Source organism: Flintibacter sp. HCN-6482, assembly GCF_037892565.1.
Taxonomy (GTDB): domain Bacteria; phylum Bacillota; class Clostridia; order Oscillospirales; family Oscillospiraceae; genus Lawsonibacter; species Lawsonibacter aceti.
In genome coordinates this window covers 203,323-226,819 of record NZ_JBBKBK010000001.1, presented here as the reverse complement: position 1 = coordinate 226,819, position 23,497 = coordinate 203,323, and the positions used below count along the sequence as shown (strand labels likewise).

Genomic DNA, 23,497 nt, shown 5'->3' with positions numbered 1-23,497 from the left:
TAGAGAGCTTGCAGTCCAAGTCTGGAGTGTTCTCGACATGGCGGAAGCAACGGGGATTCGTACACAGGAGGTACGGAAACGCTGGTTGACAGATGGCTGAATCTGGCGACGTCCTTTGCCAAGGTCCCCGTTCAATATTGAAGCACAGCAACTGAAACAGTAAGAACCACAAAAGGCTCCGCAAATGGAAATGGGGTGAATCTATGACAACACAATTGATCCCGCTGATCCTGCTGGGCGGTGAAGCGTCCCAGCTCATCGGGGCGACGGTGCCCGCTGGGCTACCAGGCAGGAACTCCGCAAGACCTACCGGCATATCCTGTTTCAGCCGGTTCACTGGCGCCAGGGCAAAGACCTGCCCACTGCTCAGGGGCTGGTTCTGGGATGTGTGGGCGGCAGAGATTTGAAGAGACACGGAAAACGGGTAGAAAAGGAACACTCCCTTCGGAAAGGAACAGAAGCTCTGCCGAGGAAGAAGCCAAAGCGGAAACGGACAAGCAAACCACTCCAGGCCATCGTGGATACTGACGACATCCATTGCCTCATGATCGGCGCCAGTGGCGTGGGTAAGACCGCCTTCTTCCTATATCCCAATCGCGAATACAACTGCACTAGCGGTATGAGCTTTCTGGCGCTGGATACTAAGGGGGATTTGGCCCGCAATTATGGGACCATTGCCCCCCAATGCTACGGCTATCAGGTGGCGGTTATCAATCTGCGTAATCCCACACGATCGGGCGGCTGCAATCTGCTGACCCTCATTAACCACTATATGGACGTCTGCCGTAAGGAGGGAAAAACTTGGCTACATACGCCAAGGCGGAGAAGTACGCCAAGATTCTAGAAAAGGTCATCATCAACCCAGAGGGGACGCCTCCAACTATGGGTAGAATGCCTGCTTTTACGATGCGGTGGAGGGGTTGCTTACCACTGTCATCCTTCTGCTAGCGGAGTATCTGCCGCCAACAGAAAAAGACCTGCGGGGGAGGAGGCACATCGTCAGCGTGTTCAAGCTGGTGCGGGATCTACTGTCCCCCAGCAAGACCAAGGGGAAAACATCCTCATGGATAAACTGCCGGACACCCACAAAGCCAGGTAGTTTGCCGGAGCGGCCCCGACCACTGCGGAGCGGTCCATGAATTGCGTCATGTCTACCGTCCTCTCCCGTCTCAACGCCTTCCTGGACTTGGAGCTGGAGCAGGTCCTCTGTTTTGGCAGCGTCATCAACACCGAAGATTTCGCCTCGAAGAAGTCTGCCATCTTTTTGATTCTTCCGGAAGAAAATCCCAGCAAAAATTTTATGACGGACCTCATGATCCAGACGCTCTCCCGTGAGCCGTTCTCTGTGGAGGACGAAAATAGCAGGAAGCTGAAAAACCGGGTGGTCCTCTTCTGCGATGAGCTGGGTACTATGCCCACCTTTGACATTCTGCCCCTGTTCTGCGCGGGACGATTCTGGAAGCTGACTCTTGTCCCCATCATCCAGTCCCTCGCACAGATGGAAAAAACTATGGTCGTGAAGGGACAGAGATCATTCAGGACAACGTGCAGGATACGATTTTCGGCGGTTTCGTCCCCAACTTCCAGACAAGCCGAGGTACTGTCCAAGGCGCTGGGCAGCCGCACCGTTATGAGCGGGTACATTAGAAAGGGGAAAAGTGACCCGAGGCAGATGATCCAGATGATGGAGCGTCCCCTTATGACTCCTGATGAAATGAAGTCCATCCCCAAGGGCCGCTTCATCGTCATGAAAGCCAGCACTCACCTCATGAGGACCCGTCTGCGTCTGCCCCTGGAATGGGGGAAGCTATACAGCATCCCTGAGAAGTAGCCCGTCCCGTTGCTTATGCCAACAAGAAGGAGCTGGAGCTTGCCATCATGCGCCGACATCATGTGCGGATGCCTAAGGCAGGCGATGCGGCGCTGGGAGCCAGCAAAGCGGCTGCCACACGAGGACATCAGGCCGATTCTTTAGCAGACCATCACAGCCAGGAGACACCTAAATAGGCAGAAAAGCCTATGTCCGTATGGCTTATTTTCAGAACATCTACCATTCCGACCTGAACCACAGGGCCAGAGCGGTCTATATGTATCTCAAAGATCACGCCGACAGTGAGGACCGGCGCTGACCGGGGGATCCGGACCATAGACGCTGAACTGGGTCTTTCCCGCTCCACGGTCAAGCGGACACTGGACGATCTCTACAAGAGCTGGATTGATTGCCAGAGAGCTGCGCTGGCGGGAGAATGGGAGCCTCAGCTCCAATCTATATCGGCTACTGTGAACAGAAAAAAGTCCACCACCAGGGGGGGACTTCGCCCTGGCGGTGGACCGAGGGCGGGTTCATGGTGAACCTGCCAGAACGTCCAACTCTAAGGGGAGACTAAGACAGAGAAAAACTTAAAAATGGTACCCATAAAAAGGACGGCACTCTGACAAAAGAGCAAATACTGTAGACACTGCCTTGACAAAGGTCGAAATCATCGTACAAAATAGGACGGAGGCCATGGGGATGGGTGGAAAATAACTGCTAAATTTGTTCCAAGCGGTATTCGCCTGGAGAAATATAAGCCCTAAGAAAGAATCCAAATATGTTGGAAGTAAACAGATTTGATACCTAGCACCTTGTGCTGAACTTCACAAAATCAGTGGGACCTGTTTTAAACGGGACGGGTGTCCGAAATTTTCAAAGGCATCGCCAGAAACACAAGAAAACTGGGCTAAAAAAATTATACATTATGTTATTAAATCCAAAGGTGTAAATGTTGATTGTTTCTATATAGCAAACCTTCTTTATCTGTAAACAAGCGGATAGAGCGTATCGTACAAGATTTAGATTTAAGCCTCATGGCCTGGATTCTGATTCATACGAGCATCACAATTTTCTCATCATTTTTAGATGATGATTGCATGGCCGCAATTGTTACAAGCGGAGCAGAAACTGCCGACGTCATGGTGATCTATCTAACATCCGTGTTTTACTTAGTCAATATGAGGAGTAGAAAGTGTATTGATCAACGTTGGAGTATCCCCCAGTTCACTATCTTTCTGATCTGTTGAAAAATGATCCCAATATGTATTTAATCCCTCAATCATACTCTCAATGTGCTGTACCATTACATTTTCCGCACGTACGGAGTCGTGGGCTTTGAGTGCATTCAAAATGTCTTGGTGTGTGGTGGAATAATCAAATTTTTTTCGAATATTGGCAAAAGTAGATGTTTGCTGCCCATAGGGAAAAAGCATGGAGTATAGGCTGGCCAGAATCTCATTGCGGGAAGCATAGGCGATTCCTGTGTGGAATTCTACATCGCCCTGCGCGATATACTCCAGGTTCTCGCTGTGGTGTGCAACATTATCCAAGATGGATTGCAGCCGGTTAAGTTCTATATCCGTGATATTTTTTGCTGCGAGCCGGGCTGTTTCCCGTTCAATTGCCCGACGGGCCTGAAGAACAGATATGAAATTGGCTAAATCCTGTTTCATAACCACAGATTCTAGGACCTGTTTTTGGTTATTCATATGGTCCGAAAAATAAAAAGAGCTGAGTTTTTTTCTGCCTGCATCCGTAATTGAACGTCCGGTATTGGTGACCTTTTCAAGATATCCAGCACATTCCAATGAATTGAGTAGACGGCCAACTGTAGCTGAGCTGGTATAGATCCCCTTTTCTTTCAAACGCTCTGATAGTGCCCAGGAACCGATAGGACCAGGGGATTTATCTATGATTTCTAAGATGGCAACCATCTTATCGTTCAAAGCGTAATCCAAACTAGTATCTCCTCTCAATCTTCTTACTGATTAAATATAATGAGCCTGGTATCTACATTGTACTTTGTATTTCTTGCTTTGGAGCCCATCACGAAAACTGCATATGCGTATTGATTTAAAAGTATAACATAGAAAATGCGGTTTTTCTATGTTTTTATTTAGAAAGACTTTTGGCAAAAGAGAGAATTTTGTTGGCTTTTTTTGTTTGTTATGCTTAATCTTATCGGGGAATCTAAAAAATTTTTCGGAGCTATTGATAAAATAGATTAAATCATATATAATCACTAATCATAAGATGAGTAGTTTATTGGAAAGCAAATAAAAAGTTAATAGAATTTGACTAAAAGGAGTGCAACCAATTATGAAAGAATACTGTGTAGCGGTTACTGGCGCACTGGGTGCAGTCGGTCAGGAGATGCTGAGCATCCTGGAGAGCAGACAGTTCCCCATCAAGAAGCTCAAACTTCTGGATATTGCAGAGAATGTCGGAAAGACCGTTAAGTTCTGCGGAAAAGAGGTTTCTGTCGAACTTTCAGAACCCAATGCATTTAAAGAAGTGGATATCGCACTGTTTGCCGTCTCCGACAACGTCAGCAAAAAACTGGCCCCTGAGGCTGTGAAAAACGGCGCTATCGTGATCGATAATTCCTCTACTTGGCGAATGGATTCAGAAGTTCCTCTGGTTGTTCCTGAGGTCAACCCGGAGGTACTCCGCCAGCATAAGGGGATCATTGCCAACCCGAATTGCTCCACGATTATTGCGATGGTACCTCTGAAGCCGTTGCATGAGTTTGCGGGACTAAAGCGGATCATCGCTTCTACTTATCAAGCTGTTTCCGGCGCCGGAATTGCGGGCATTGGCGAGTTGAAGGACCAGAGCCGTAACGTTCTGGACAACAAGCCAATCGCACCCAAGGTCTTTGCACACCAGATTGCCTTTAATCTCATTCCTCATATCGACTATTTTGAGGAGAATGCATATACTCACGAAGAAATGAAGATGTTTCGAGAAGGCCGAAAGATCCTGGGGCTTCCTGAACTGATGGTAAACTGCACCTGTGCGCGTGTCCCTGTGGTCCGTAGCCACTCTGAGTCTATCACTATCGAAACTGAGCGTCCTATTACTCCGGATCAGGCCCGCGAAGTTCTGAATAAGGCACCTGGTCTGAAAGTAGTGGACCGCCCAGAGAATAACGAATACCCCATGCCGGTAGATACCGCTAATCAGGACCTGATTTTTGTAGGACGCATCCGTGAGGATATCTCCAGTACGGGGAATGGTCTTACCTTCTGGTGCTGCGGAGATCAAGTGAGAAAAGGCGCCGCCTTGAATGCCGTCCAAATCGCTGAGACCATGATCAAAATGGAGTTGATTTGATGAAACCCATAGTCGTCTTAAAATTTGGAGGTACCTCCGTGGCCGCGGAAGCAGGTCGGCGTGCCGCGGCCAGACATATCGGTGAACTGCGCCGCCAGGGCTGCGATACAGTAGTCGTCGTTTCTGCTATGGGACGCCGCGGAGATCCCTATGCTACGGATACTCTGTTGGATCTAATGGACCGACAGCGTGCCCCTGTACATACCCAGGATATGCTGGCAAGCTGTGGAGAGACCATTTCCGCCTGCATATTCGCCCAAACATTAGAAGAACTTGAGATCCCTGCATGGCCAATGAACGCCTTTACTGCGAATATTTGGAGTGGTAGTGAGTATGGATCTGCCGAAATTTCAGGTATGGATACCAGAAAAGTCATGGATATTCTGCAAAAAGGCCGCGTTCCGGTTATTACCGGCTTCCAAGGCGTTTCCCCAGGCAATGAGATTACCACATTAGGACGCGGGGGAAGCGATACCTCTGCTGTAGCGATTGGGGGCTTTTTAAAGGCTAGGGAGGTCCAGATTTATACAGATGTTCCTGGTGTGGCTGTGACGGATCCCAGAATAATTAACGATGTTCGGTATTTGCCGGAAATCAGTTATGAGGACTGCCTCCTGCTAGCTGAGTGCGGATCTAAGGTGGTCCATCCCCGAGCGGTCCGGGTTGCTAAGGAAAAGAGAATCACACTTTGGGTGAAGTCCACATTCAATAATCAGGCGGGAACCCGCATTGGGCCTGTTCAAAAGCCGATTACTGGCCTCATCGGGATCGCAGGTGCTGATTGCGGCGATGGCGAAAGGATCATTAGTTATCTCTCACGCGGCGTAGAAGTTTCCTGCATCATACCGGAGCACTGTACATTTATTTCAGAGAAAGAGACAGCAGATGGTGGCCGTTTAGTGCAGTTTAGTACAGATGAAGCTAGGGCCCAGGATGTAATCCGTGCAATCTATCAAAATTATACTTGATATGATTTGGAGTAGGAGGAGATACAGTGAACATTAAAAAAGATGTCTGCGTGATTGGAGGCGGGTTGATGGGCTTAAGTACAGCCTATTACCTGTCAAAAGCCGGGAGATCTGTTGTTGTCCTTGAGAAAAAGGAGATTGGAGCAGGCGCATCGGGCGCCTGCGACGATATGATCCTTCTTCAGTCAAAGAAGCCTGGCATCGCGCTTACTTTGGCTATGGAGAGTCTGGAAATGTACCGTGGTTTGTCCGATGAGTTGGAATATGACCTGGGATTTCAGAGCCGGGGCGGAACAGTTTTGATTGAGGATGATTGTCAGTTGCGGGTTATGGAGGACTACGTAAAGCAGCAGCAGAGCTATGGTCTGAAGGTCGATATCATTGACAAAAAGACACTAAAGACCTACCAGCCCCATGTACGTGCTGATATTGTTGCCTCTACATATAGTGCGGAGGACTCGCAGGTAGATCCGCTTCGTATGATGCGGGCGCTGGTCTATCAGGCTGGCCGACGAGGGGTAGAGATTTTGAGAGGCCAGGAGGTCACTGCCTTGGATAATAAGGGCGGCCACTGGTTTGTCTCTACAGGAGCGGGCGAAACAGTTGAGTGTGACGCTGTGGTAAATGCCGCGGGGGCCTGGGCCAGTCAGATCGGTGCCCTTGTAGGAATCAATGTCCCTATCCGTCCCCGGAAAGGCCAGCTTGCTATTACAGAACAAATTCCTGCCCTTGGCAAGACCAACGTCTGGACTTCGTCTTACATTGCCTCCAAGATTGATAAGTCCCTGATGCCAGACCGCGGCCCCTATGCCAAAGAAATCGGTCTTGGTTTCTCCTTTACCCAGACACATGAAGGCAACTACCTCATTGGCAGCACCCGTGAGGATGCTGGATACGACAAAACAACCTCTGTCCGGGCAATCGCAACCATTATCCAACAGGCAAAAGAGTACTTCCCTGTGCTAAATAACGTAAATATTATTCGGACCATAGCTGGCTTCCGGCCTTATAGCGCAGACGGCAATTCCATTGTTGGCCCAGTCGACGGCCTACCAGGATTCTTTATTGTCGCTGGCCATGAGGGCGACGGTGTGGCTCTGACTCCGATTATGGGTAAGACCATGGCTGATATGGTGCTTGGTCGAAATCAGGATGCTCGTTTTGACCAGCTAAATCTGCGGCGGTTTGGCAAAGAAAGCTAAAGGAGGATACAATAATGGATAGCAAAGACGAGATCGTCTGTCGGTGCCAAGAGGTCACCCGTGGTGAGATCGAGAGGGCCATTGAGATGGGTGCTACCACCATGAACGAGTTGAAGCGGTTCACCCATGCGGGTATGGGACTGTGCCAAGGACGTACTTGCCGGAGGCTGGTAGAGAGAATCTTGGCAGAAAAAACAGGAAAGCCGCTCTCTGAGATCGAGCCGTCTACCTACCGCTCGCCAGTCCGTCCGGTAAAATCGGAAATCTTTACCACCGATGACAGTGCGCCCTCTAAATAAGGTACAGCTAAGAATAATAAAGGAGTGTAATTGAGAATGAATGATTGGGGAAGATTGATTACTGCAATGGCGACTCCGATGAAGGAGGACCATAAGATCGATTTTGATGCGACTGCCAGATTGGCCCGTCAGTTGGTAAAAGAGGGTACTACTGCTATTTTGGTCGCTGGAACTACCGGGGAGGGTCCCACTGTCACTGCTGATGAAAAGATGGAGCTGTTTCGTCTGGTCAAGAAGGAAACCAATGTTCCTGTTATTGCTGGCGTAGGGACCAATAATACTACGACAACAATCGAGAACTGCCTTGCCGCGGAGGCTTGCGGTGTAGATGGCCTTCTGGTCGTCGTACCCTTCTACAATAAGCCAAATCAGGCGTCCCTGTATGCTCATTTTCAGGCGGTGGAGCAGACCGTACACAGCCCCATTATGCTCTACAATGTCCCTGGACGTACTGGTACCAACATGAGCGCCGAGACCACAATCAGACTTTCCAAGCTCCCGAAGATCACCGCGGTCAAAGAGGCGTCTGGAAACCTTAGCCAGATGACAGAGATTCTGTGCGGCGTGGATCCGGAGTTCCGCGTTTATACCGGAGAAGATGCCCAGACGCTCGCCTCCCTGAGCATTGGCGCGTACGGTGTCGTGAGTGTGGCCTCTCAGATAGCCGGTCCCCAGATGGATGAGATGATTAAAAGCTATCTGAAGGGCGATGTGGAAAAAGCTGCTGCCCTACATCAGAAGCTGTATCCTCTGTTTAACGACCTATTTATGACTGCTAACCCGATTCCCGTAAAAGCCGCTTTGAACCTTCGCGGGTTTGGTAGCTCCCAGCTTCGTCTCCCCTTGACCGCCGCTTCCAGCGAAGTAATCGCCACAATGAAGAAGGATATGAAGAACCTGGGCGTTCTGTAAGGAGGTATGTCCAATGAAGAGGGTTACAGAGCATCCAATTCTGGGAAATGCGCCAGAACGAAAAACAGTTCATATCTATGTTGATGGAACGCCTTATGAGGCTCAGGAAGGAGAAATGATTGCCGCTGCTTTACTGGCATTGGGGATCTCTACGTTCCGTTATACCGAGCATAACCACAAGCCACGGGGCATTTACTGCGGAATTGGCAGATGCACCGACTGTATTATGACAGTAGATGGTGTCCCTAACGTCCGAACCTGTATTACCCCGGTTCATGATGGTATGCATATCCAAACACAGATTGGGAACGGAAAGTGGCAGGAGGGGAACAGCAATGATTGATAGGAGACTTGTTGTGATCGGTGCCGGCCCTGCTGGACTCTCTGCGGCAATCGAAGCAGCTAAAACAGGTTGCCAGGTTTTGCTAATCGACGAAAATGCGCGTCCCGGCGGTCAGCTTTTCAAGCAGATCCATAAGTTCTTTGGCTCTCGGGCTCACCATGCTGGGACCCGTGGCTACTACATCGGCACCGAACTGTTGGAAGAAACCCAGAAGCTGGGCATCGAAGTCTGGCTGAACAGTGAGGTGTGCGGCATCGAAAACGGCAATGAGATCTGGATCGTCCGGGATAAGAAAAAAAATGTGCGCGTTCGGGCAGAAAAAATCATTATTGCTACTGGTGCGACAGAAAACGCTGTTACCTTCCCTGGCTGGGATATTCCTGGTGTAATGGGAGCAGGAGCCGCTCAAACGATGATCAATGTAAATCGAGTGCTGCCCGGTGAGAAGATCATTATGGTAGGATCGGGCAATGTGGGCGTTATTGTTTCCTATCAGCTACTCCAGGCTGGGGCTGATGTGGTCGCTATTGTTGAAGCTGCGCCAAAGCTGGGGGGGTATGGCGTTCATACTGCCAAGGTCTGCCGTGCAGGCGTCCCCTTCTACACTTCCACTACAATTAAAGAGGCCTTCGGTGATAAACGCGTTGAGCGCGTTGAGCTGGTGGATTTGGATGACCATTTCCAGCAGATTCCTGGGACTGAAAGAATGCTGGAAGCGGACACAGTATGTCTGGCCACTGGGCTGACCCCCTTGACAGAGTTGGCATGGATTGCGGGGTGCCAATTTGATTTTGTGCCTGCGCTGGGCGGAAATCTTCCTATCCATAACAAAGAAATGCGTACTACAATGGAAAATATCTATGTGGCGGGCGATATCGCTGGCGTAGAGGAGGCCAGTACTGCTATGGAGGAAGGAAAACTAGCGGGTATTAATGCAGCCGCCGCATTGGGATATCTCAGTGCTGATGAGGCGGTGAAGCGGTCTGATGCCGTTTGGAACAGCCTGGATGCGCTCCGATGCGGCTATTTTGGCCAGCGCCGCAAAGATTCCAAAGACTACATGTTGAAAAAGGGAACTGAGGTGATTGGATGAATTGCAATGGTTGTAAAAAGTGTGGCCTGAAACTGACCGGGGCACCTTCTCTGGAGGAATTGAAAGTTGCAGGGCGGTTTCCCTCTGAGGAGGAGCGCATGAAGGGACCTTTGGCTGTAATCGAGTGTATTGAAGAAATTCCCTGTAATCCCTGTGAATCTGCTTGTCCTCAAGACGCGATCCATGTAGGCAATCCCATTACAAATTTGCCTGCTATCGACTATGATAAGTGCATTGGATGCGGGATATGTATCGCATGCTGCCCTGGGCTTGCTATTTGTGTCAGAGACTATACCTACAGTAGCAGCGAGGCCACCATTTCTTTCCCCTATGAGTATCTGCCTATCCCAGAAAAGGGGCAGGCGGTTAAGATGGTGGACCGTCAGGGCCAGGTCGTGTGCGACGGAATCATCCTTCGGGTGAACAATGCACCTGCCAATCACAGCACCGCTGTTGTGACTGCTGTATTTCCTAAGGAGTACTATGAGCAGGTTATCTCTATCCGTCGGCTTTAAGTTCTTATGGGACCTGTGGGTCCACAAGTAAGTGTTGCAAATGGAACTTCAGGTGTAGCCAGAACAGCAAAATTCCTATCCCCGTTTGATCTTAATGCGCGGATAGAAATTTTATTTAATCTTAACCAAGCAAAAGGAGTCTAAACATGAGAAAAATTCGTCCTGAAGAACTGACACAAAACGTCTTTGGTTTAATTGGCGATACTTGGATGCTGGTGAGCGCCGCCAGGGACGGCGTAGCGAACACGATGACTGCATCCTGGGGCGGTCTCGGTGTGCTCTTTGGGAAAAAAGTTGCTTTTCTCTTCATTCGGCCCCAGAGATATACAAAAGAGTTTATTGATGCTTCCGAAACTCTTTCATTGACATTTTTGAATGATTCATGGAAAAAAGAACTCTCCTACATCGGAAGCGTCTCCGGTAGACAAGAAGATAAGATTGCCAACACTGGCTTAGAGTTACTCTGGAAAGATGGGACACCCTATTTTGCACAAGGAAAGCTTATACTGTTCTGTAGAAAACTATATGCTCAGGAGATGGATCCCAAATGTTTTTTGGATAGTGATATCCTCAAAAGATGGTATGCTAACCACGATTTTCACACTGCTTATGTCGTTGAGATAGAGCAGGCGTTCATGTCAGAGTAGTCTGCAACCATAAGGCCCAAATAGCAACAGTACTTTTTACATTTTAACAGTTCTCCTTTGTCTATTGCCCAGAAATCATAGATGCCTTTCTTTTGCGCTTTCATTGTAGGATAGCAGATAATCCAGCAGAGAAAAACAAGGCAACCAACCCCGAACACAAAACACCATTATAATACCAATAGACTATTATTGATTTGGAGGAGGAAACTGTGTATACCGTAATTATTCCTATTATAATCCTGTTCGGCATCATCTTTATCAAAAAAATTCCAGTCATCGGCGGTAGTATTCCAATCGGACTGGCCGTCACAGGCATGGTTGCAATGCTCATTGCTGGTATATTTAACCCCATAGATTGGCTCAATTATTTTGTTGATGGTTTGAACCGCCAATCTTGGGTCATCTTTATTATTCTGATTGGCGGTTTCTACGCAGAGATGTCCATGCGTATCGGTACTCTGGACACCGTCTTGGACGTCTGCCGTTCTGCGTTTGGCAAACGGCCCAAAGGACTAGTTGTATGTATTATTATAGTCCTTACCTTTGCTGGCTCCCTTATCGGTGACGCTACCGCTGCCGGCACAGTGATAGGTATTATGATTATCGCATCTCTGGACGACCTGGGCCTAAAGATTGAGCAGACGGTATGTATCGTGGTTTGCGGTGCCTGCTTGGGTTCCATTATGCCCCCGGTTACCCAGTCTATCTTCTTGGCGTCCTCTCATGTCGGCGCCGATCCTGTTGAGGTTTCCAAGTATGCATACTTCACGGTCGGTTTCGGTGTAATCCTGATGTGTATCTACTTCTCTACCTTTGTGAAGATCAAGGTGCTTCCCGAACATCTAATTCCAAAGGAGAAAGCCAGCGAAATTCTGAAAAAGCGATGGAAGACACTGATTCCCCTGATGGTCTTGATTACACTGGTTGTGCTTCGTACCGGCTTTAAGATCGACATCGCCACCATGATTCTGGGTCCCATACTGCCTTGGCTCAGCCAGCTTCCTGTGGTCTGTGGCCTTTCAAACCTGATGGTGCTAAATATCCTAATGGCGGCCATTGTAGGACTGTTCTATAAGCCCGTCCATAAGAACTTGCCCGATGTTGCCAAAAAAGCATTCAAGATTGTTCTACCCAATATCGCCGTTCAAATGGCGGCCGCTTTGATGATTGGCGCTTTCTACAATGCAGGACAGATTGCCATCCTGACTGATTTTGCCTCTGGTCTAAACAGTCACATCATTAAGATCGGTGGTGGCCTTGCCTTGATGTTGGTCGGTATGCTAACAGGATCCCAGACCACGGCTCAAAACACTATCTTTGTACTGATGGCCCCTGTACTATTGGCCTCTGGCACCTCTCCAGTTATGCTGGCGTTAGCGGGAGCCCACTTGGCTATGGCTGGACAGGGTATGCCTCCTGCTGACTTGGCCATCTTTGTCCAGTGCGGTCTGGCCGAAGGAATTACCAAGAAGAAGGCCGATCCTATTCGGGCCATGTGTTACGCACTTCCGCAGAATCTTTATTTTGCGGCAGTCGGCTTTGCTTGCCTGTACCTCTAAATACCTGGATCTCCCAGGGACGGTAGCGGTGACACCCCAGACCTATTATCTTTTTGTAATTGGAGGCGGACTATGTCGCAGGAACTTGGTATTTTAATGCTGGACACCCATTTCCCGAGAATCAACGGAGATATTGGCAACCCTGCTACCTTTTCCTTTCCAATTCGGAAAAAGATTGTATGCGGAGCTACTCCTGCTAATATCTGCCTATCCACTGACCTTAGCCTGTTGACCCCTTTTATCCAGGCAGCTCAAGAGTTAGAGCGTGAGGGTGTCCGGGCTATCACTACAAGTTGTGGTTTTCTTGCCATCTTTCAAAAGGAATTGGCTGCGAGCGTTTCAATCCCTCTGTTTACCTCAAGCCTGATGAACGCATCGTTCATATATCCTATGTTGAATTACAATCAGAAGGTCGGCATTATTACTATCAATGAGAAGAATTTAACAGAAAAGCACCTAAATGGAGTCGGGATCGACCATATCCCAAAAGTCATATGGGGCGTTTCTGAAACCGACTTCGGAAAAGTTTTTACCGACTCCCCTGATGCGGTCCCTTTCGACTATGATGCGTTAGAACAGATCATGGTGAACGCTGCGGTCGGTTTTCAGACCGCCCATCCGGAGATTGGTGCAATCGTTTTAGAATGTACTAATATGCCACCCTTTGCCAAGGCCATAGAGATGGCGACTCATCTTCCGGTCTATAGTATAGTCTCTTTAGCGAACTATGTGATGAGCGGTGTGTCCTGACTAGTTGTATCTTTACATCACGGCAATGGTGCTTAAGAGGGTGGATATGACCACTCAATATCCACCCTCTTTACCAAGATTATATCAAACATATTTTAAGAGAGGATGTGTCTTTATGATTCCCTATCCCCAGATGTCCAGTGAGGAACGCGAGGCGGAATACCAGCACCTTTTGGCTCAATTTGAGGATCTGAAGGCTCAGAACTTAAAGCTAAATATGGCCCGTGGGAAGCCGGGCGAAGACCAGTTGAATCTGACCCGGGGCATTTTTGATATAATGAGAAGCCCGGAGGACTATCTGTCCGACGGCATTGAGGTGCGTAACTACGGTGAAATGACCGGCCTACCTGCCGCAAAGCGGCTTTTTGCCGAAGTGCTGGGTTGCAGAGAAGATCAAGTCTTTGTAGGCGGAAATGCCAGTCTGCAGCTTATGTATGATACTGTAGCCAAAGGCTATACCCACGGCCTGCTCCACTCCTCCCGCCCATGGTGCAAAGAGGAGAAATTGAAATGGTTATGTCCTGCTCCCGGTTACGACCGTCATTTCAAAATTACAGAGTCCTTTGGATTTGAACTGATTACTGTTCCTATGACTGACAATGGACCGGATATGGACATGGTGGAAAACGCTGTAAAGGACCCAGCAGTCAAAGGCATGTGGACGGTGCCTAAATATTCAAACCCGGATGGCATAGTCTACTCCGAAGAGACCATTCGGTGTATCGCATCTCTGAAGCCTGCGGCGCCCGACTTCCTGCTGATGTGGGACAATGCTTACTGCATCCATGACCTGGAAGATGGTTGTGAGACATTGCCGGATATATTGACTCTATGCGCCTCGTATGGCAATCCCGACATGGTATTCGAGTTTGCCTCTACCTCCAAGATCACTCTGCCGGGTGCGGGAATCTCTTGCTTTGCCTGCTCGGAAGATAATATGACCTATATGAAGAAACTGCTTGATGCCCAGGTCATCAGCTATGATAAAGTGAATCAGCAACGCCATGTGCTGTATTTGAAGGACAAAGCGCACATGATAGAACTGATGCGCAAACATGCAGAGATATTGCGGCCGAAGTTTCAGTGTGTATTGGATGCCTTGGATCAGGAGATTGCTCCCTTGAACATCGCATCCTGGCGGCACCCTAAAGGTGGTTACTTCGTGTCGCTGAATGCCATGCCTGGTACTGCAAAAAGGACATTAGTACTGTGCAAAGAGGCAGGTGTTACCATGACTAATGCGGGTGCCACCTTCCCCTATGGAAAAGACCCCCAGGATAGCAACATCCGTATTGCCCCCTCCTTCCCCTCGGTAAATGAGTTGAAGAAAGCAGTTTCAGTACTGTGTGTTTGCTTAAAGCTATCGGCATTGGAAAAGTTGAATAAGCAATGAACATTTAATTAGTATTGTATTGGCTCCCGTTTGTAGTGTTGCAGTAATGAACTAGATTCAGATAATAGTGGGAACTACTACCCGTCAAGAATATAGTGAAAAATATAAGATTATACGGACAACAGTCAAGTGTTATTGGTCAAATTTGGTGTAACGAGGCACCTGCAGAATTCAAAATAGAAGCGGGGGGTCCCAGCAGGGATTTCCTGCCTCTTTTTTTGTTCGACTGTTTGCCAAGATTTTCTCCATCAAAATATGGGGGGAGATTTAGACGGCATTCGAATTTTTCCGGAATTTTCTCTGCCGATTTTTGCATTTCTCAAAGTGGACAGAAAATTTGGGCAAAATTTCTTTTCCTGCCGCTAAATCGAACTGGAGGGTGTTCTCAGCTTAGAACTGGCCCGCATCCTTTGGGAGCTCCAGGTCGGAGCTTTCATCACCTAACTCGCGGGCTTCACCTCAATCAGATAAGCGAAAAAGATCGGCGTTGTTGATGGCTGTCTGTACAAGCGGCCCCTCCTCCCGCAAATACCAGGAGAGAGAATCTCCAATCCACAGGTTGGCTCCGTAACTCCGCCTGAGATGGCAAACTTATCTGGGCCGCATGTCATGTAGAGTTCTTGTTATCACTCCAGAGATACTTGTTTATACGAAACCTTACATTTATGAAAGGAACATAATGAATATGACAAAAAGTGGGCTGACCAAGGCTGGGCCTCGATTTGGGTTTTGGTGAAAGCCACTGCATCTTTTTTGTTACCACATTACAAGTTAAAAGCAAAGATGTGTTTCAAATAAGTGTCAGTCAGTAGTATATCTTAAAGAATTGTTATTTCTTGTAAAGATATACTCTATCAAATAAGGGCAGGAGTGAAGGCTCCTGCCCTTGCTTATATACCCGATTTTATATGGCAGTCATCGACTCAATTATGAGAAGTCTATCTCTTCTGCGAGCCTGTGGGTGGACTGCCGCAAACTTTCAAGCATTTTGGATAGTCCCTTCTGCGACATGCGGTTTTCCTCACCTAGAAGGGCAAGGGAGTAGCGGACTTGCCCTTCGCGGTCAAAAATTGGTACTGCGACAGATGTAATGCCTGGGTCCTGTTCCGAGGTGGTGGAACAGAACCCATCTTCTCGGATTTGTTGGAGTGTCTGCTCCAGGTGCTTACGCTCCTCCTGGTCCTCCACCGAGTCGGAAAAATGGTGATCCAGTATCCTGCGTGCTTTCTCCTCTGGGAAAAAGGCTAACAACGTCTTTCCAGTGGAGCCTTTGAACAGATTTGAGGCCCGCCCAACTCGAGAGTGGACCCTGAGCATATTGTTAGATTGCACCTTTTCCATGCACACTGCTACATCATCGATCAAACCTGTGAGAACCACATCCTCATTGTATTCATCCCGTAGATCTCGCATCTCTTGAAGAATCAGATCGTCAACCGAGGTGCTGTGCGTCATGGCGGATGCCAGTGTGATCAACTTGGAGCTAAGCCTATATTTTCCATTAGGGGCTTCCTGGCGTAGCCAGCCTTGATGCTCCAGCGTTTTTACCACTCGAAACACTGTGGTTTTATGCAGGTCAAGCTCCTTGCTAATTTCAGCTAAGCCAAGATATTCAACGTCTAGCTTATTATATAGCTCCAGGATGTTGGTAGCCCGAATAATAGAGTTGATATATCCGACGCCGTTCTCCGACATAGTTTTACTCCTTCCTCATTCCATCCATTTATGAAGTACTATTATTATATCATGCAAAAAACAATTAGCAAATATAAACTTGTTTTTTCGCTCTTATGACTATAACCTTGCTCCTGCCAGATTTTTCTTCCAATCCTGGCTCTTTTTTTAAATTTTGCTATTTTTGTTCACTATTTTATGAAAGAATTATTTTGATTTCCCTAATTTACATAATGTTGATTGAGTTAATATTAGTTGATTTATACTAAATGATAAGATTTTTTGGCGGCGTATGCGTGTAAATTCTCTTGACTGCTCTTATTACCTTGTAGTATAATTTATTTACAATAAAGAATTGCATTTCTTTATTGTGTCTATTATATCAAAGGGAGGAACTGTAAATGAGAGTCCTGCGTTGGATGGACAAGCACTTTGAGGAAGTGCTTATGTCTGTCACCCTCATCGGAGTCGTGGTCTTTATGGCGGTCCACGTTTTTTTCCGGTATGTGTTAAAAAGCCCTTTGTCGTGGACAGAAGAGTGTACCCGGTATCTATTTATCTGGTTTACCTTCAGCGGCATAGGCTACGGCATCAAAAATGCTTCCCACATTCGCGTCAACATTATCGAAAGCTTCTGGCCCCAAGTAACCCGAGTGTTCGTCTGGATTCAGGATATAGTTACGCTGAGTTTCTTGGTGTATATGATCCCCGCTGGTCTGGGTGCGCTGGATTACTTCTACTCCAATGGGATCACTTCCCCTGGTATGCGGATGCCTTCTTGGATTTTGTATTTTTCCCTATTCTTCGGCCTGATTATGGGTGTAATTCGAATGATCCAGCGGATTATCCTCCGGGTGACGAAGCGCGATATCACTGATAAGGAGGCTGATGCGACGTGATTGGTATTATTTTTCTTGTCTTTGTAGTATTTCTGGCTCTAGGCGTACCCATCGCTTTCAGCGTGGGCTGGACCTCCCTTGTCCCATATCTGATGGACTCCGGTTTTACCGCGGATTCAGAATTCGTGTTCCGGACCATGGTCAACGGCTTAGACTCCTATGTGTTGCTGGCCATCCCCCTGTTTATGCTTTCATCTAGTATCATGGCCGCCAGCGGTATGTCTGACCGTCTATTCAACTTTTTCGCCTACTTCTTTGGGGAGCGTCCCGCCGGAATGCCCATCGCTGTGGTGATTACCTGCCTGTTTTACGGCGCTATTTGCGGTTCAGGCCCCGCCACCGTGGCCGCTATTGGCACCATGTGTATCCCTCTGCTTGTCCGTCTGGGCTATGACAAAGACTTTGTCACAGCCATGACCGCAGTATCAGGCGGACTGGGCGTCATCATTCCTCCCAGTATTCCATACATCACCTATGGCTTAGCTACGGGGGCCTCAGTGGGCGACCTGTTTATTGCTGGTTTTGCCCCCGGCATCCTCATTGCCATATGCCTGATTGCGTACGTGATGTATTACATTCGCCACCACGACACCTCCGGCCTGCGTATTAAGGAGGAGGCTGATGCGCTGAAAGCCATGGGCTTTGGCAAAGTATTTCGCCGGGGCTTCTTCGCTCTGTTTGCCCCCGTTATCATCCTGGGCGGCATCTATACTGGTATCTGCTCTCCCACCGAGGCTGCCTGCATTTCCGTGGTATACGCATTGTTGGTCGGTGTGTTTGCTTACCGCACCATCCGCTTCAAGGAGCTGGTAAGCTGCCTAATTGACACCGCCAAGACCGCTACTCCTGTTATGTTGATTCTGTGTTGTTGCACCGTGTTTGGCCGCATCCTGAATATCCTGAACGTGCCCCAAACCCTGGCTGAGATTGTCACCAGCAATATCGACTCCAAGATCCTAGTTTTGCTGGCCATTAATATATTCCTATTGTTTACCGGCATGGTCATGGATACGGTGCCTGCCATTCTGATCCTGGCCCCCATTTTCTGGCCCATTGTGCAGTCCTACGGCGTAGGTGCTGTCCACTTTGGTATTATCATGTCTGTCAACCTGGCCATCGGCTTTGTCACACCCCCTATCGGCACGAATCTGTTTGTGGCCCAGTCCCTGACCGGGACCCCAATCGCCCGCATTGCCAAAAATGCGATGCCCTTTATAGGAATGTTCCTGATTGCACTGATGTTGATTACCTATATCCCGCAAATCAGCGAATTTCTGCCCGCTCTGCTCTCAACTAAGTGATTCCCCGCAGTATTTTGCGGTGAATAGAAATTGAAAGGAGAATATATATGCGAAAGAAATTATTGGCTCTGTCTCTTGCGTTTGGTGTTACCTTATCCCTGGCCGCCTGTGGAGGTAACGACAACAACTCATCCAATTCTGGAGGCAACGTCAGCGGAAATGCCGGTGGCAATGGTGAAAAGATTACTATTAATATCGGCCATGGTGGTGCCGAGTCTACTGCCCAGCAGGTAGGATGCCTAGCGATGGAAGAGTATCTTGAGAACACGGGTCGCTTCACTGTCAACGTGTATCCCAATAACTCCATGGGCAGCGACGACGAGCTGTGTCAGATGGTGCAGAATGGTTCTATTGAGATGTGTCTGGCCAACTCCGTTATCGTTAACTATGTTCCTGATACTGCTGTTTATGATATGTACTTCACCTTCGACGATATTGATGCAGTAAAGGATAAGTATTCCAACAACGGCGAGTTTATTAAGACCATTGGTGAGAAGTATACTGACGTAGGTATTCACCTGGCAGGCTTTAGTATCCATGGCTTCCGTGATGTTACCGCTAACAAGGCTATTACTTCTCCGGAGGATCTGGCCGGACTGACCTTCCGCGTGCAGCAAAATGAGTACCACATCTTGGGCTGGGAGTCCTTAGGGGCCACCCCCACCCCCTTTGCCTTCAATGAGCTGTACACCGCTTTGCAGCAAGGTACCGTGGACGCTCAGGAGAATCCAATCGAGCTGATCTACTCCCAGAAGTTCTATGAGCAGCAGTCCTATATTACGCTGACTAACCATCAGCAGCAGGTCCAGCAGTGGCTGGTGAACGACGCCCTTTATCAGAGCTTGTCCGAGGAAGACCGTACTCTGTTGGATGAAGGTATCCAGGCTGGCTGTGATGCCGCTACTGAGTATGCCCTGTCCCAGGAGGCTGAGTGGACACAGGAGATTCAGGATTACGGCTGTACTATCGTGGAACTAACCGACGAGCAGCGCCAAGCTTTTGTTGATCGCATCCAACCCCAGTGGGATGCTATTAAGGCAACTGTTGACCCCGCCGTTTATGAGGCTTATCTTGCCTGAGTCTCGCCCCATATGATTACCGATGCAGGGCCTGATTTGCGGACCACCGGAAATCAGGCCCCGCATTTCAAAAATGGAAAGGAAGGGATTATGTCATGCGCATTCTAATCATCAACCCGAACAGCGATGAGAATACTGACCGTCTGATGGCGGAGAAAGCAAAGAACCTGGCGCTTCCCGGAGTAGAAGTAGACGTTACTCATGTCACCCGGGCGCCCAAGTTAGTCGCTTCCTATGAGGACCAGGCCATTTCTGGCGAGGAGATGATGGAGATCGTCCGCGGCCGTGGCCAGGACTATGACGCTTTCGTAGTAGCCTGTCATTCCGACCCCAATTTAGATTTGGTCCGGGAAATTACTGATAAACCGGTAGTTGGTATTGCCGAGGCGTCCATCAAGATCGGTGCCGCCATGGGCAACGGCTACGCCGTCATTTCGCCCGGACCCAAGTCCATCTCTAAGAAGATTGCCTTGGCTCGCAAGTACCACTGCGACGATTTATTGCGCACTATTAAGGTTTCTCGTAGCGATGACAAAGAGGATCTACTGAAGGCTGCACAGGAGGCCCGCAAGGAGTTTGGTGTAGACGTGATTGTGTTGGGCTGTGCCAATTACACCACAGCTGATGGCTATATCGAGCGTGAGCTGGGTTGCCCCGTATTGGACGGTGTAGCGTGTGCCCTATTTCTGGCGGCCGGGCTAGTTAGCTATCAAAAGTGCAAGCGCAAATTTTGAAGATTTCGAAACATCCTATTGTGACTCAATTTTTATGAGGAGGAAAGAGTTATGCTGGATTTAGTAGTTAAGAATGGTAAGGTGTATGTGGATGGTAGCTTCCGGGAGTGTGATGTGGGCATCAAGGACGGGAAGTTTGTTCTCGTTGGTATGTCCGGCACCCTGCCAGAGGCACAACGCACCATTGATGCGACGGGCAAGTATGTAATTCCCGGCGGTATCGATACCCATGTCCATTACCGTGACCCCGGGCACTGGGAGCGTGAAACCTTTGAGGTTGGATCTCGGGCGGCTGCGGCTGGCGGCTGTACCACCTTCTTTGAGCACCCTATTTCTATGCCCCCCCAGTGGAAGGCTGAGATTCTTCAGAATCGTCTGGATATTTGTACTGGTAAGGACTCTCCAGCTAATGATCGCCATGAAAAGGGTGTATGCGTAGACTTCTGTTTCTATGGTGCCGCAGGTGGTCAGCACCCCGAAGCTATTGAACCTTTGTCCCATGCCGGTATCGTCGCCTATAAGACCTTTCTGCACGACGCCCCCGAAGGCCGTGAGCAGGAGTTTGAGGGCCTGACCAGCGCGAATAATGATCAGCTCTACCGGGTGCTCCAGGAGGTTAAGAAGACCGGTCTGCCCCTGGCTGCTCATGCCGAGGACAACGAGTTGGTCACTGGATTTATCAAGCACCTGCGCGAAGAGGGACGCCAGGGCGAGAATATTGCTCACTGCTTGTCCCGGCCTCCCATTGTGGAGATTGAGGCCATATCCAAGATGCTAAAGTTTGCCAAGGATGTGGGCTGCCCCATCGAACTGGTCCATGTATCTTCTTGGGAGGCTATGGAGCTGGCTAAGCAGGCCAAGGCCGAGGGTCAAAAGGTATTTGTAGAGACCTGCCCCCACTACTTGCTATTGGACGAGAGCTATGTGGAAAAGTTCGGTGCCTACGCTAAATGCAACCCTGCCCTGCGTAAGAAGGAAGAAGTAGAGAAGTTGTGGGACTACGTCCTAGACGGCACTGTAGACTTCATTGGCAGCGATCACAGCCCCTATCTGGTTTCTGAGAAAGATAAGCTGGATAAGAACGGTAACAAGGACATCTTTCTTTCCCCTGCCGGTTTCCCGGGCATCGACCTGCGCCTGCCTCTGATGCTCACCGAGGCCAAGAAGGGCCGCGTGTCCATGGAACGGGTGGTGGAGCTGCTGTGTGTCAACCCCGCTAAGTGCTTCAACATCTATCCTCAGAAAGGTACTATCTCCGCTGGAGCCGATGCTGACTTGGTTATTGTAGATATGGGGCATGAGCATACTTTCCAGGCCAAGGACAGCTACTCTCAGGCGCGGGACACTATGAAGGTGTTCGAGGGCTGGAGGCTAGGCTGCTCTGTGGATTATACCGTGGTTCGCGGACGTGTAGTGGTGGAGAATGGCGTGGTGGACGAAAGTGCCGCTGGCTGGGGCCAAATGGTAACTCCTAACAAGAAAGGATGAGCTTGTAATGGGCCGACTCAACAACATACTTATGGAGGCTGGTGGGATTGGTCGCAATGAGGACGGTTCCATTACCCGCCTAGGTTTCTCCGAAGATTATTTCCAGGCCCTGGAGCTTATCAAGAAGCATATGGAGTCCCTTGGCATGAAAACTGAGGTGGATCCAGTGGGCAACCTCCATGGTATTCTGCCTGGTAAGGATCCATCCCTAAAGTCTATCGTCTTGGGCTCACACCTAGATACTGTCATCAAAGGCGGCGTGTTCGACGGAATGCTGGGCGTCGCTGGCGCAGTAGAGTGTGTCTATCGCTTAAAGGAACAGGATATTATCCTGGACCATACTCTGGAGATTTGGGGCTTCAACATGGAAGAGTCAAGTATCCTGGGTGGTACCTTTGGCAGCCGCGCTATTACCGGGATGTTGGATCCGGATCAGCCTGGCTATGCCGAAAAGCTCGCCACTTTTGACCGTACTCCGGACGACGTCCGCGCTGCCAAAAAGGACATCAGCAAATATGACTGCTATCTCGAGTATCACATTGAGCAGGGCGACAAACTGGACAGCGCTGATATAGACGTTGGCGTGGTCAACGGCATTGTCAGCGTTATCCGCTACCAAGTTACGGCTAACGGTGTGAGCAACCATGCGGGGACCACCATGATGCCCAATCGCAAGGATGCCCTGGTGGGTATGTCCAAACTGATTGTGGCAGCGGATGCTCGCGCCCGGGAGTTAGATGATACCCTGGTCTTTACCGTAGGCAAGATGTCTGTGGCTCCTGGTCAGGAGAATGTCATCCCAAATGAGGTAGTGGCTACCTTTGAGATGCGACATATGGATAAATCTGTTACCGACCAGTTCTTCGCCGACATTCAAGCCGCGGCCAAGGAGATACCGAACTGCACCTTTACCTTCAAGAACACTGTGGCTAAGTACTCCACTCCTTGCGATCCTAAGCTGGTCCGAATCATTGATCAAGTTTGCTCTGAGCTGAACATCAGCCATATGATTATGCCTAGCGGAGCTGGACATGACGCCAATCCAATGGCTCACGAGGGCGTGCCTATTGGAATGATTTTTGTCCCTAGTGTTAATGGCATTAGCCATCACGGTAAGGAATGGACTGAGCCCCATCACGTCGACTTGGGTGCCGAGGTCCTCTTCAAAACTGTGCTTACTCTGGATAAGACGGACCGCAAATAATTGCGGCCCCTCAAACGAAGAGAAGCGGACGGAATGCAATGCATCCCGCCCGCTTCTCTTCGTTTTTAAAGATGTAACCAAATTTAAGTAAATTATTTGACATTGTTTCAATCGAGTAGGAGCCTTTTTGTAGTACGGAATCCAGGCTTCCTGATATAGACCAGCCTATGACATTAGCTGAGTACAAAAAACAAAATTTAGTGTAAGGCGTGCTGTTCTTCAAACTTCGAACTGCTGTTGATGTTCATTCAAACAGGTTCAATCAAGATTTTTAAACAGAAAAGGTAT

General features: G+C 48.9%; 23 protein-coding genes and 1 pseudogene. 22 read left to right on the top strand and 2 right to left on the bottom strand.

Annotated features, from left to right (window positions below):
- Positions 1-203 precede the first annotated feature (203 nt).
- The 4 genes and pseudogenes from WKS99_RS01100 to WKS99_RS01085 all read left to right on the top strand — a co-directional run bounded on the left by WKS99_RS01100 (position 204) and on the right by WKS99_RS01085 (position 2,284).
- Positions 204-407 (top strand): hypothetical protein, encoded by a 204-nt coding sequence (locus WKS99_RS01100; RefSeq protein WP_186852002.1) that lies wholly within the window; start codon positions 204-206, stop codon positions 405-407.
- A complete protein-coding gene (locus WKS99_RS01095) occupies positions 404-844 on the top strand; it encodes a type IV secretory system conjugative DNA transfer family protein (RefSeq protein ID WP_340405181.1) in 441 nt (146 codons plus the stop codon). Before WKS99_RS01100 ends, WKS99_RS01095 begins: the two co-directional genes overlap by 4 nt.
- A 291-nt stretch (positions 845-1,135) precedes the next feature.
- Entirely contained in the window at positions 1,136-1,831 is a 696-nt protein-coding gene (locus tag WKS99_RS01090; protein WP_262670458.1) for a type IV secretory system conjugative DNA transfer family protein, read from the top strand.
- A gap of 196 nt (positions 1,832-2,027) precedes the next feature.
- A pseudogene (locus tag WKS99_RS01085) lies at positions 2,028-2,284 on the top strand (helix-turn-helix domain-containing protein).
- 698 nt (positions 2,285-2,982) lie between these two features.
- Here WKS99_RS01085 and WKS99_RS01080 read toward each other — a convergent pair.
- Entirely contained in the window at positions 2,983-3,771 is a 789-nt protein-coding gene (locus tag WKS99_RS01080; protein ID WP_340405180.1) for an FCD domain-containing protein, read from the bottom strand.
- Between the two features lie 361 nt (positions 3,772-4,132).
- On the opposite strand from WKS99_RS01080, the gene WKS99_RS01075 reads away from it, so the two are divergent.
- The 12 genes from WKS99_RS01075 to WKS99_RS01020 all read left to right on the top strand — a co-directional run bounded on the left by WKS99_RS01075 (position 4,133) and on the right by WKS99_RS01020 (position 14,830).
- Complete coding sequence (locus WKS99_RS01075; RefSeq protein WP_340405179.1) at positions 4,133-5,149, top strand: aspartate-semialdehyde dehydrogenase; 1,017 nt, start codon at positions 4,133-4,135, stop codon at positions 5,147-5,149.
- Positions 5,149-6,117, top strand: coding sequence for an amino acid kinase family protein (locus WKS99_RS01070; protein WP_262670455.1), 969 nt, complete (start codon positions 5,149-5,151; stop codon positions 6,115-6,117). Before WKS99_RS01075 ends, WKS99_RS01070 begins: the two co-directional genes overlap by 1 nt.
- Before the next feature lie 26 nt (positions 6,118-6,143).
- A complete protein-coding gene (locus WKS99_RS01065) occupies positions 6,144-7,319 on the top strand; it encodes an NAD(P)/FAD-dependent oxidoreductase (RefSeq protein ID WP_340405178.1) in 1,176 nt (391 codons plus the stop codon).
- Between the two features lie 14 nt (positions 7,320-7,333).
- On the top strand, positions 7,334-7,618 hold the full coding sequence (locus tag WKS99_RS01060) for a (2Fe-2S)-binding protein (protein WP_262670453.1): 285 nt from the start codon (positions 7,334-7,336) through the stop codon (positions 7,616-7,618).
- Positions 7,619-7,654: 36 nt separating this feature from the next.
- A complete protein-coding gene (gene dapA / locus WKS99_RS01055; protein ID WP_186852009.1) occupies positions 7,655-8,530 on the top strand; it encodes a 4-hydroxy-tetrahydrodipicolinate synthase in 876 nt (291 codons plus the stop codon).
- Between the two features lie 13 nt (positions 8,531-8,543).
- Entirely contained in the window at positions 8,544-8,873 is a 330-nt protein-coding gene (locus WKS99_RS01050; protein ID WP_186852010.1) for a (2Fe-2S)-binding protein, read from the top strand.
- Positions 8,866-9,966, top strand: coding sequence for an NAD(P)/FAD-dependent oxidoreductase (locus tag WKS99_RS01045; protein ID WP_262670452.1), 1,101 nt, complete (start codon positions 8,866-8,868; stop codon positions 9,964-9,966). Before WKS99_RS01050 ends, WKS99_RS01045 begins: the two co-directional genes overlap by 8 nt.
- Before the next feature lie 98 nt (positions 9,967-10,064).
- Positions 10,065-10,481 (top strand): NADH-quinone oxidoreductase subunit I, encoded by a 417-nt coding sequence (locus WKS99_RS01040; RefSeq protein WP_243200890.1) that lies wholly within the window; start codon positions 10,065-10,067, stop codon positions 10,479-10,481.
- Between the two features lie 146 nt (positions 10,482-10,627).
- Entirely contained in the window at positions 10,628-11,128 is a 501-nt protein-coding gene (locus WKS99_RS01035) for a flavin reductase (protein WP_186852013.1), read from the top strand.
- Between the two features lie 209 nt (positions 11,129-11,337).
- Positions 11,338-12,687, top strand: a complete 1,350-nt coding sequence (locus tag WKS99_RS01030; protein WP_186852014.1) for a TRAP transporter large permease subunit — start codon at positions 11,338-11,340, stop codon at positions 12,685-12,687.
- Positions 12,688-12,759: 72 nt separating this feature from the next.
- Positions 12,760-13,437, top strand: coding sequence for an aspartate/glutamate racemase family protein (locus tag WKS99_RS01025; RefSeq protein WP_186852015.1), 678 nt, complete (start codon positions 12,760-12,762; stop codon positions 13,435-13,437).
- A gap of 115 nt (positions 13,438-13,552) precedes the next feature.
- Positions 13,553-14,830 (top strand): aminotransferase class I/II-fold pyridoxal phosphate-dependent enzyme, encoded by a 1,278-nt coding sequence (locus WKS99_RS01020; protein WP_262670451.1) that lies wholly within the window; start codon positions 13,553-13,555, stop codon positions 14,828-14,830.
- Between the two features lie 927 nt (positions 14,831-15,757).
- Here WKS99_RS01020 and WKS99_RS01015 read toward each other — a convergent pair.
- Complete coding sequence (locus tag WKS99_RS01015; RefSeq protein WP_262670450.1) at positions 15,758-16,525, bottom strand: IclR family transcriptional regulator; 768 nt, start codon at positions 16,523-16,525, stop codon at positions 15,758-15,760.
- A 380-nt stretch (positions 16,526-16,905) separates the two neighbouring features.
- On the opposite strand from WKS99_RS01015, the gene WKS99_RS01010 reads away from it, so the two are divergent.
- The 6 genes from WKS99_RS01010 to WKS99_RS00985 all read left to right on the top strand — a co-directional run bounded on the left by WKS99_RS01010 (position 16,906) and on the right by WKS99_RS00985 (position 23,209).
- Complete coding sequence (locus WKS99_RS01010; RefSeq protein WP_147572037.1) at positions 16,906-17,403, top strand: TRAP transporter small permease; 498 nt, start codon at positions 16,906-16,908, stop codon at positions 17,401-17,403.
- Positions 17,400-18,704 (top strand): TRAP transporter large permease, encoded by a 1,305-nt coding sequence (locus WKS99_RS01005; protein WP_340405177.1) that lies wholly within the window; start codon positions 17,400-17,402, stop codon positions 18,702-18,704. The genes WKS99_RS01010 and WKS99_RS01005 overlap by 4 nt, the downstream gene beginning before the upstream one ends.
- Before the next feature lie 47 nt (positions 18,705-18,751).
- Positions 18,752-19,783: a TRAP transporter substrate-binding protein gene (locus tag WKS99_RS01000; RefSeq protein WP_147572039.1), complete on the top strand. Its 1,032-nt coding sequence runs from the start codon at positions 18,752-18,754 to the stop codon at positions 19,781-19,783.
- A 95-nt stretch (positions 19,784-19,878) separates the two neighbouring features.
- A complete protein-coding gene (locus WKS99_RS00995) occupies positions 19,879-20,517 on the top strand; it encodes an aspartate/glutamate racemase family protein (RefSeq protein ID WP_147572040.1) in 639 nt (212 codons plus the stop codon).
- 51 nt (positions 20,518-20,568) lie between these two features.
- Positions 20,569-22,005: a dihydroorotase gene (locus tag WKS99_RS00990; protein WP_340405176.1), complete on the top strand. Its 1,437-nt coding sequence runs from the start codon at positions 20,569-20,571 to the stop codon at positions 22,003-22,005.
- 7 nt (positions 22,006-22,012) lie between these two features.
- Positions 22,013-23,209, top strand: coding sequence for a Zn-dependent hydrolase (locus WKS99_RS00985; protein WP_262670448.1), 1,197 nt, complete (start codon positions 22,013-22,015; stop codon positions 23,207-23,209).
- The last annotated feature ends 288 nt before the right edge of the window (positions 23,210-23,497 follow it).

Bases quoted from the DNA above. Each gene is read 5' to 3' on its own strand.
- WKS99_RS01100 (WP_186852002.1), top strand. From the start codon at position 204: ATGACAACACAATTGATCCCGCTGATCCTGCTGGGCGGTGAAGCGTCC.
- WKS99_RS01090 (WP_262670458.1), top strand. From the start codon at position 1,136: ATGAATTGCGTCATGTCTACCGTCCTCTCCCGTCTCAACGCCTTCCTG.
- WKS99_RS01075 (WP_340405179.1), top strand. From the start codon at position 4,133: ATGAAAGAATACTGTGTAGCGGTTACTGGCGCACTGGGTGCAGTCGGT.
- WKS99_RS01070 (WP_262670455.1), top strand. From the start codon at position 5,149: ATGAAACCCATAGTCGTCTTAAAATTTGGAGGTACCTCCGTGGCCGCG.
- WKS99_RS01060 (WP_262670453.1), top strand. From the start codon at position 7,334: ATGGATAGCAAAGACGAGATCGTCTGTCGGTGCCAAGAGGTCACCCGT.
- dapA (WP_186852009.1), top strand. From the start codon at position 7,655: ATGAATGATTGGGGAAGATTGATTACTGCAATGGCGACTCCGATGAAG.
- WKS99_RS01050 (WP_186852010.1), top strand. From the start codon at position 8,544: ATGAAGAGGGTTACAGAGCATCCAATTCTGGGAAATGCGCCAGAACGA.
- WKS99_RS01045 (WP_262670452.1), top strand. From the start codon at position 8,866: ATGATTGATAGGAGACTTGTTGTGATCGGTGCCGGCCCTGCTGGACTC.
- WKS99_RS01040 (WP_243200890.1), top strand. From the start codon at position 10,065: ATGAAGGGACCTTTGGCTGTAATCGAGTGTATTGAAGAAATTCCCTGT.
- WKS99_RS01035 (WP_186852013.1), top strand. From the start codon at position 10,628: ATGAGAAAAATTCGTCCTGAAGAACTGACACAAAACGTCTTTGGTTTA.
- WKS99_RS01025 (WP_186852015.1), top strand. From the start codon at position 12,760: ATGTCGCAGGAACTTGGTATTTTAATGCTGGACACCCATTTCCCGAGA.
- WKS99_RS01020 (WP_262670451.1), top strand. From the start codon at position 13,553: ATGATTCCCTATCCCCAGATGTCCAGTGAGGAACGCGAGGCGGAATAC.
- WKS99_RS01015 (WP_262670450.1), bottom strand. From the start codon at position 16,525: ATGTCGGAGAACGGCGTCGGATATATCAACTCTATTATTCGGGCTACC.
- WKS99_RS01010 (WP_147572037.1), top strand. From the start codon at position 16,906: ATGAGAGTCCTGCGTTGGATGGACAAGCACTTTGAGGAAGTGCTTATG.
- WKS99_RS01000 (WP_147572039.1), top strand. From the start codon at position 18,752: ATGCGAAAGAAATTATTGGCTCTGTCTCTTGCGTTTGGTGTTACCTTA.
- WKS99_RS00995 (WP_147572040.1), top strand. From the start codon at position 19,879: ATGCGCATTCTAATCATCAACCCGAACAGCGATGAGAATACTGACCGT.
- WKS99_RS00990 (WP_340405176.1), top strand. From the start codon at position 20,569: ATGCTGGATTTAGTAGTTAAGAATGGTAAGGTGTATGTGGATGGTAGC.
- WKS99_RS00985 (WP_262670448.1), top strand. From the start codon at position 22,013: ATGGGCCGACTCAACAACATACTTATGGAGGCTGGTGGGATTGGTCGC.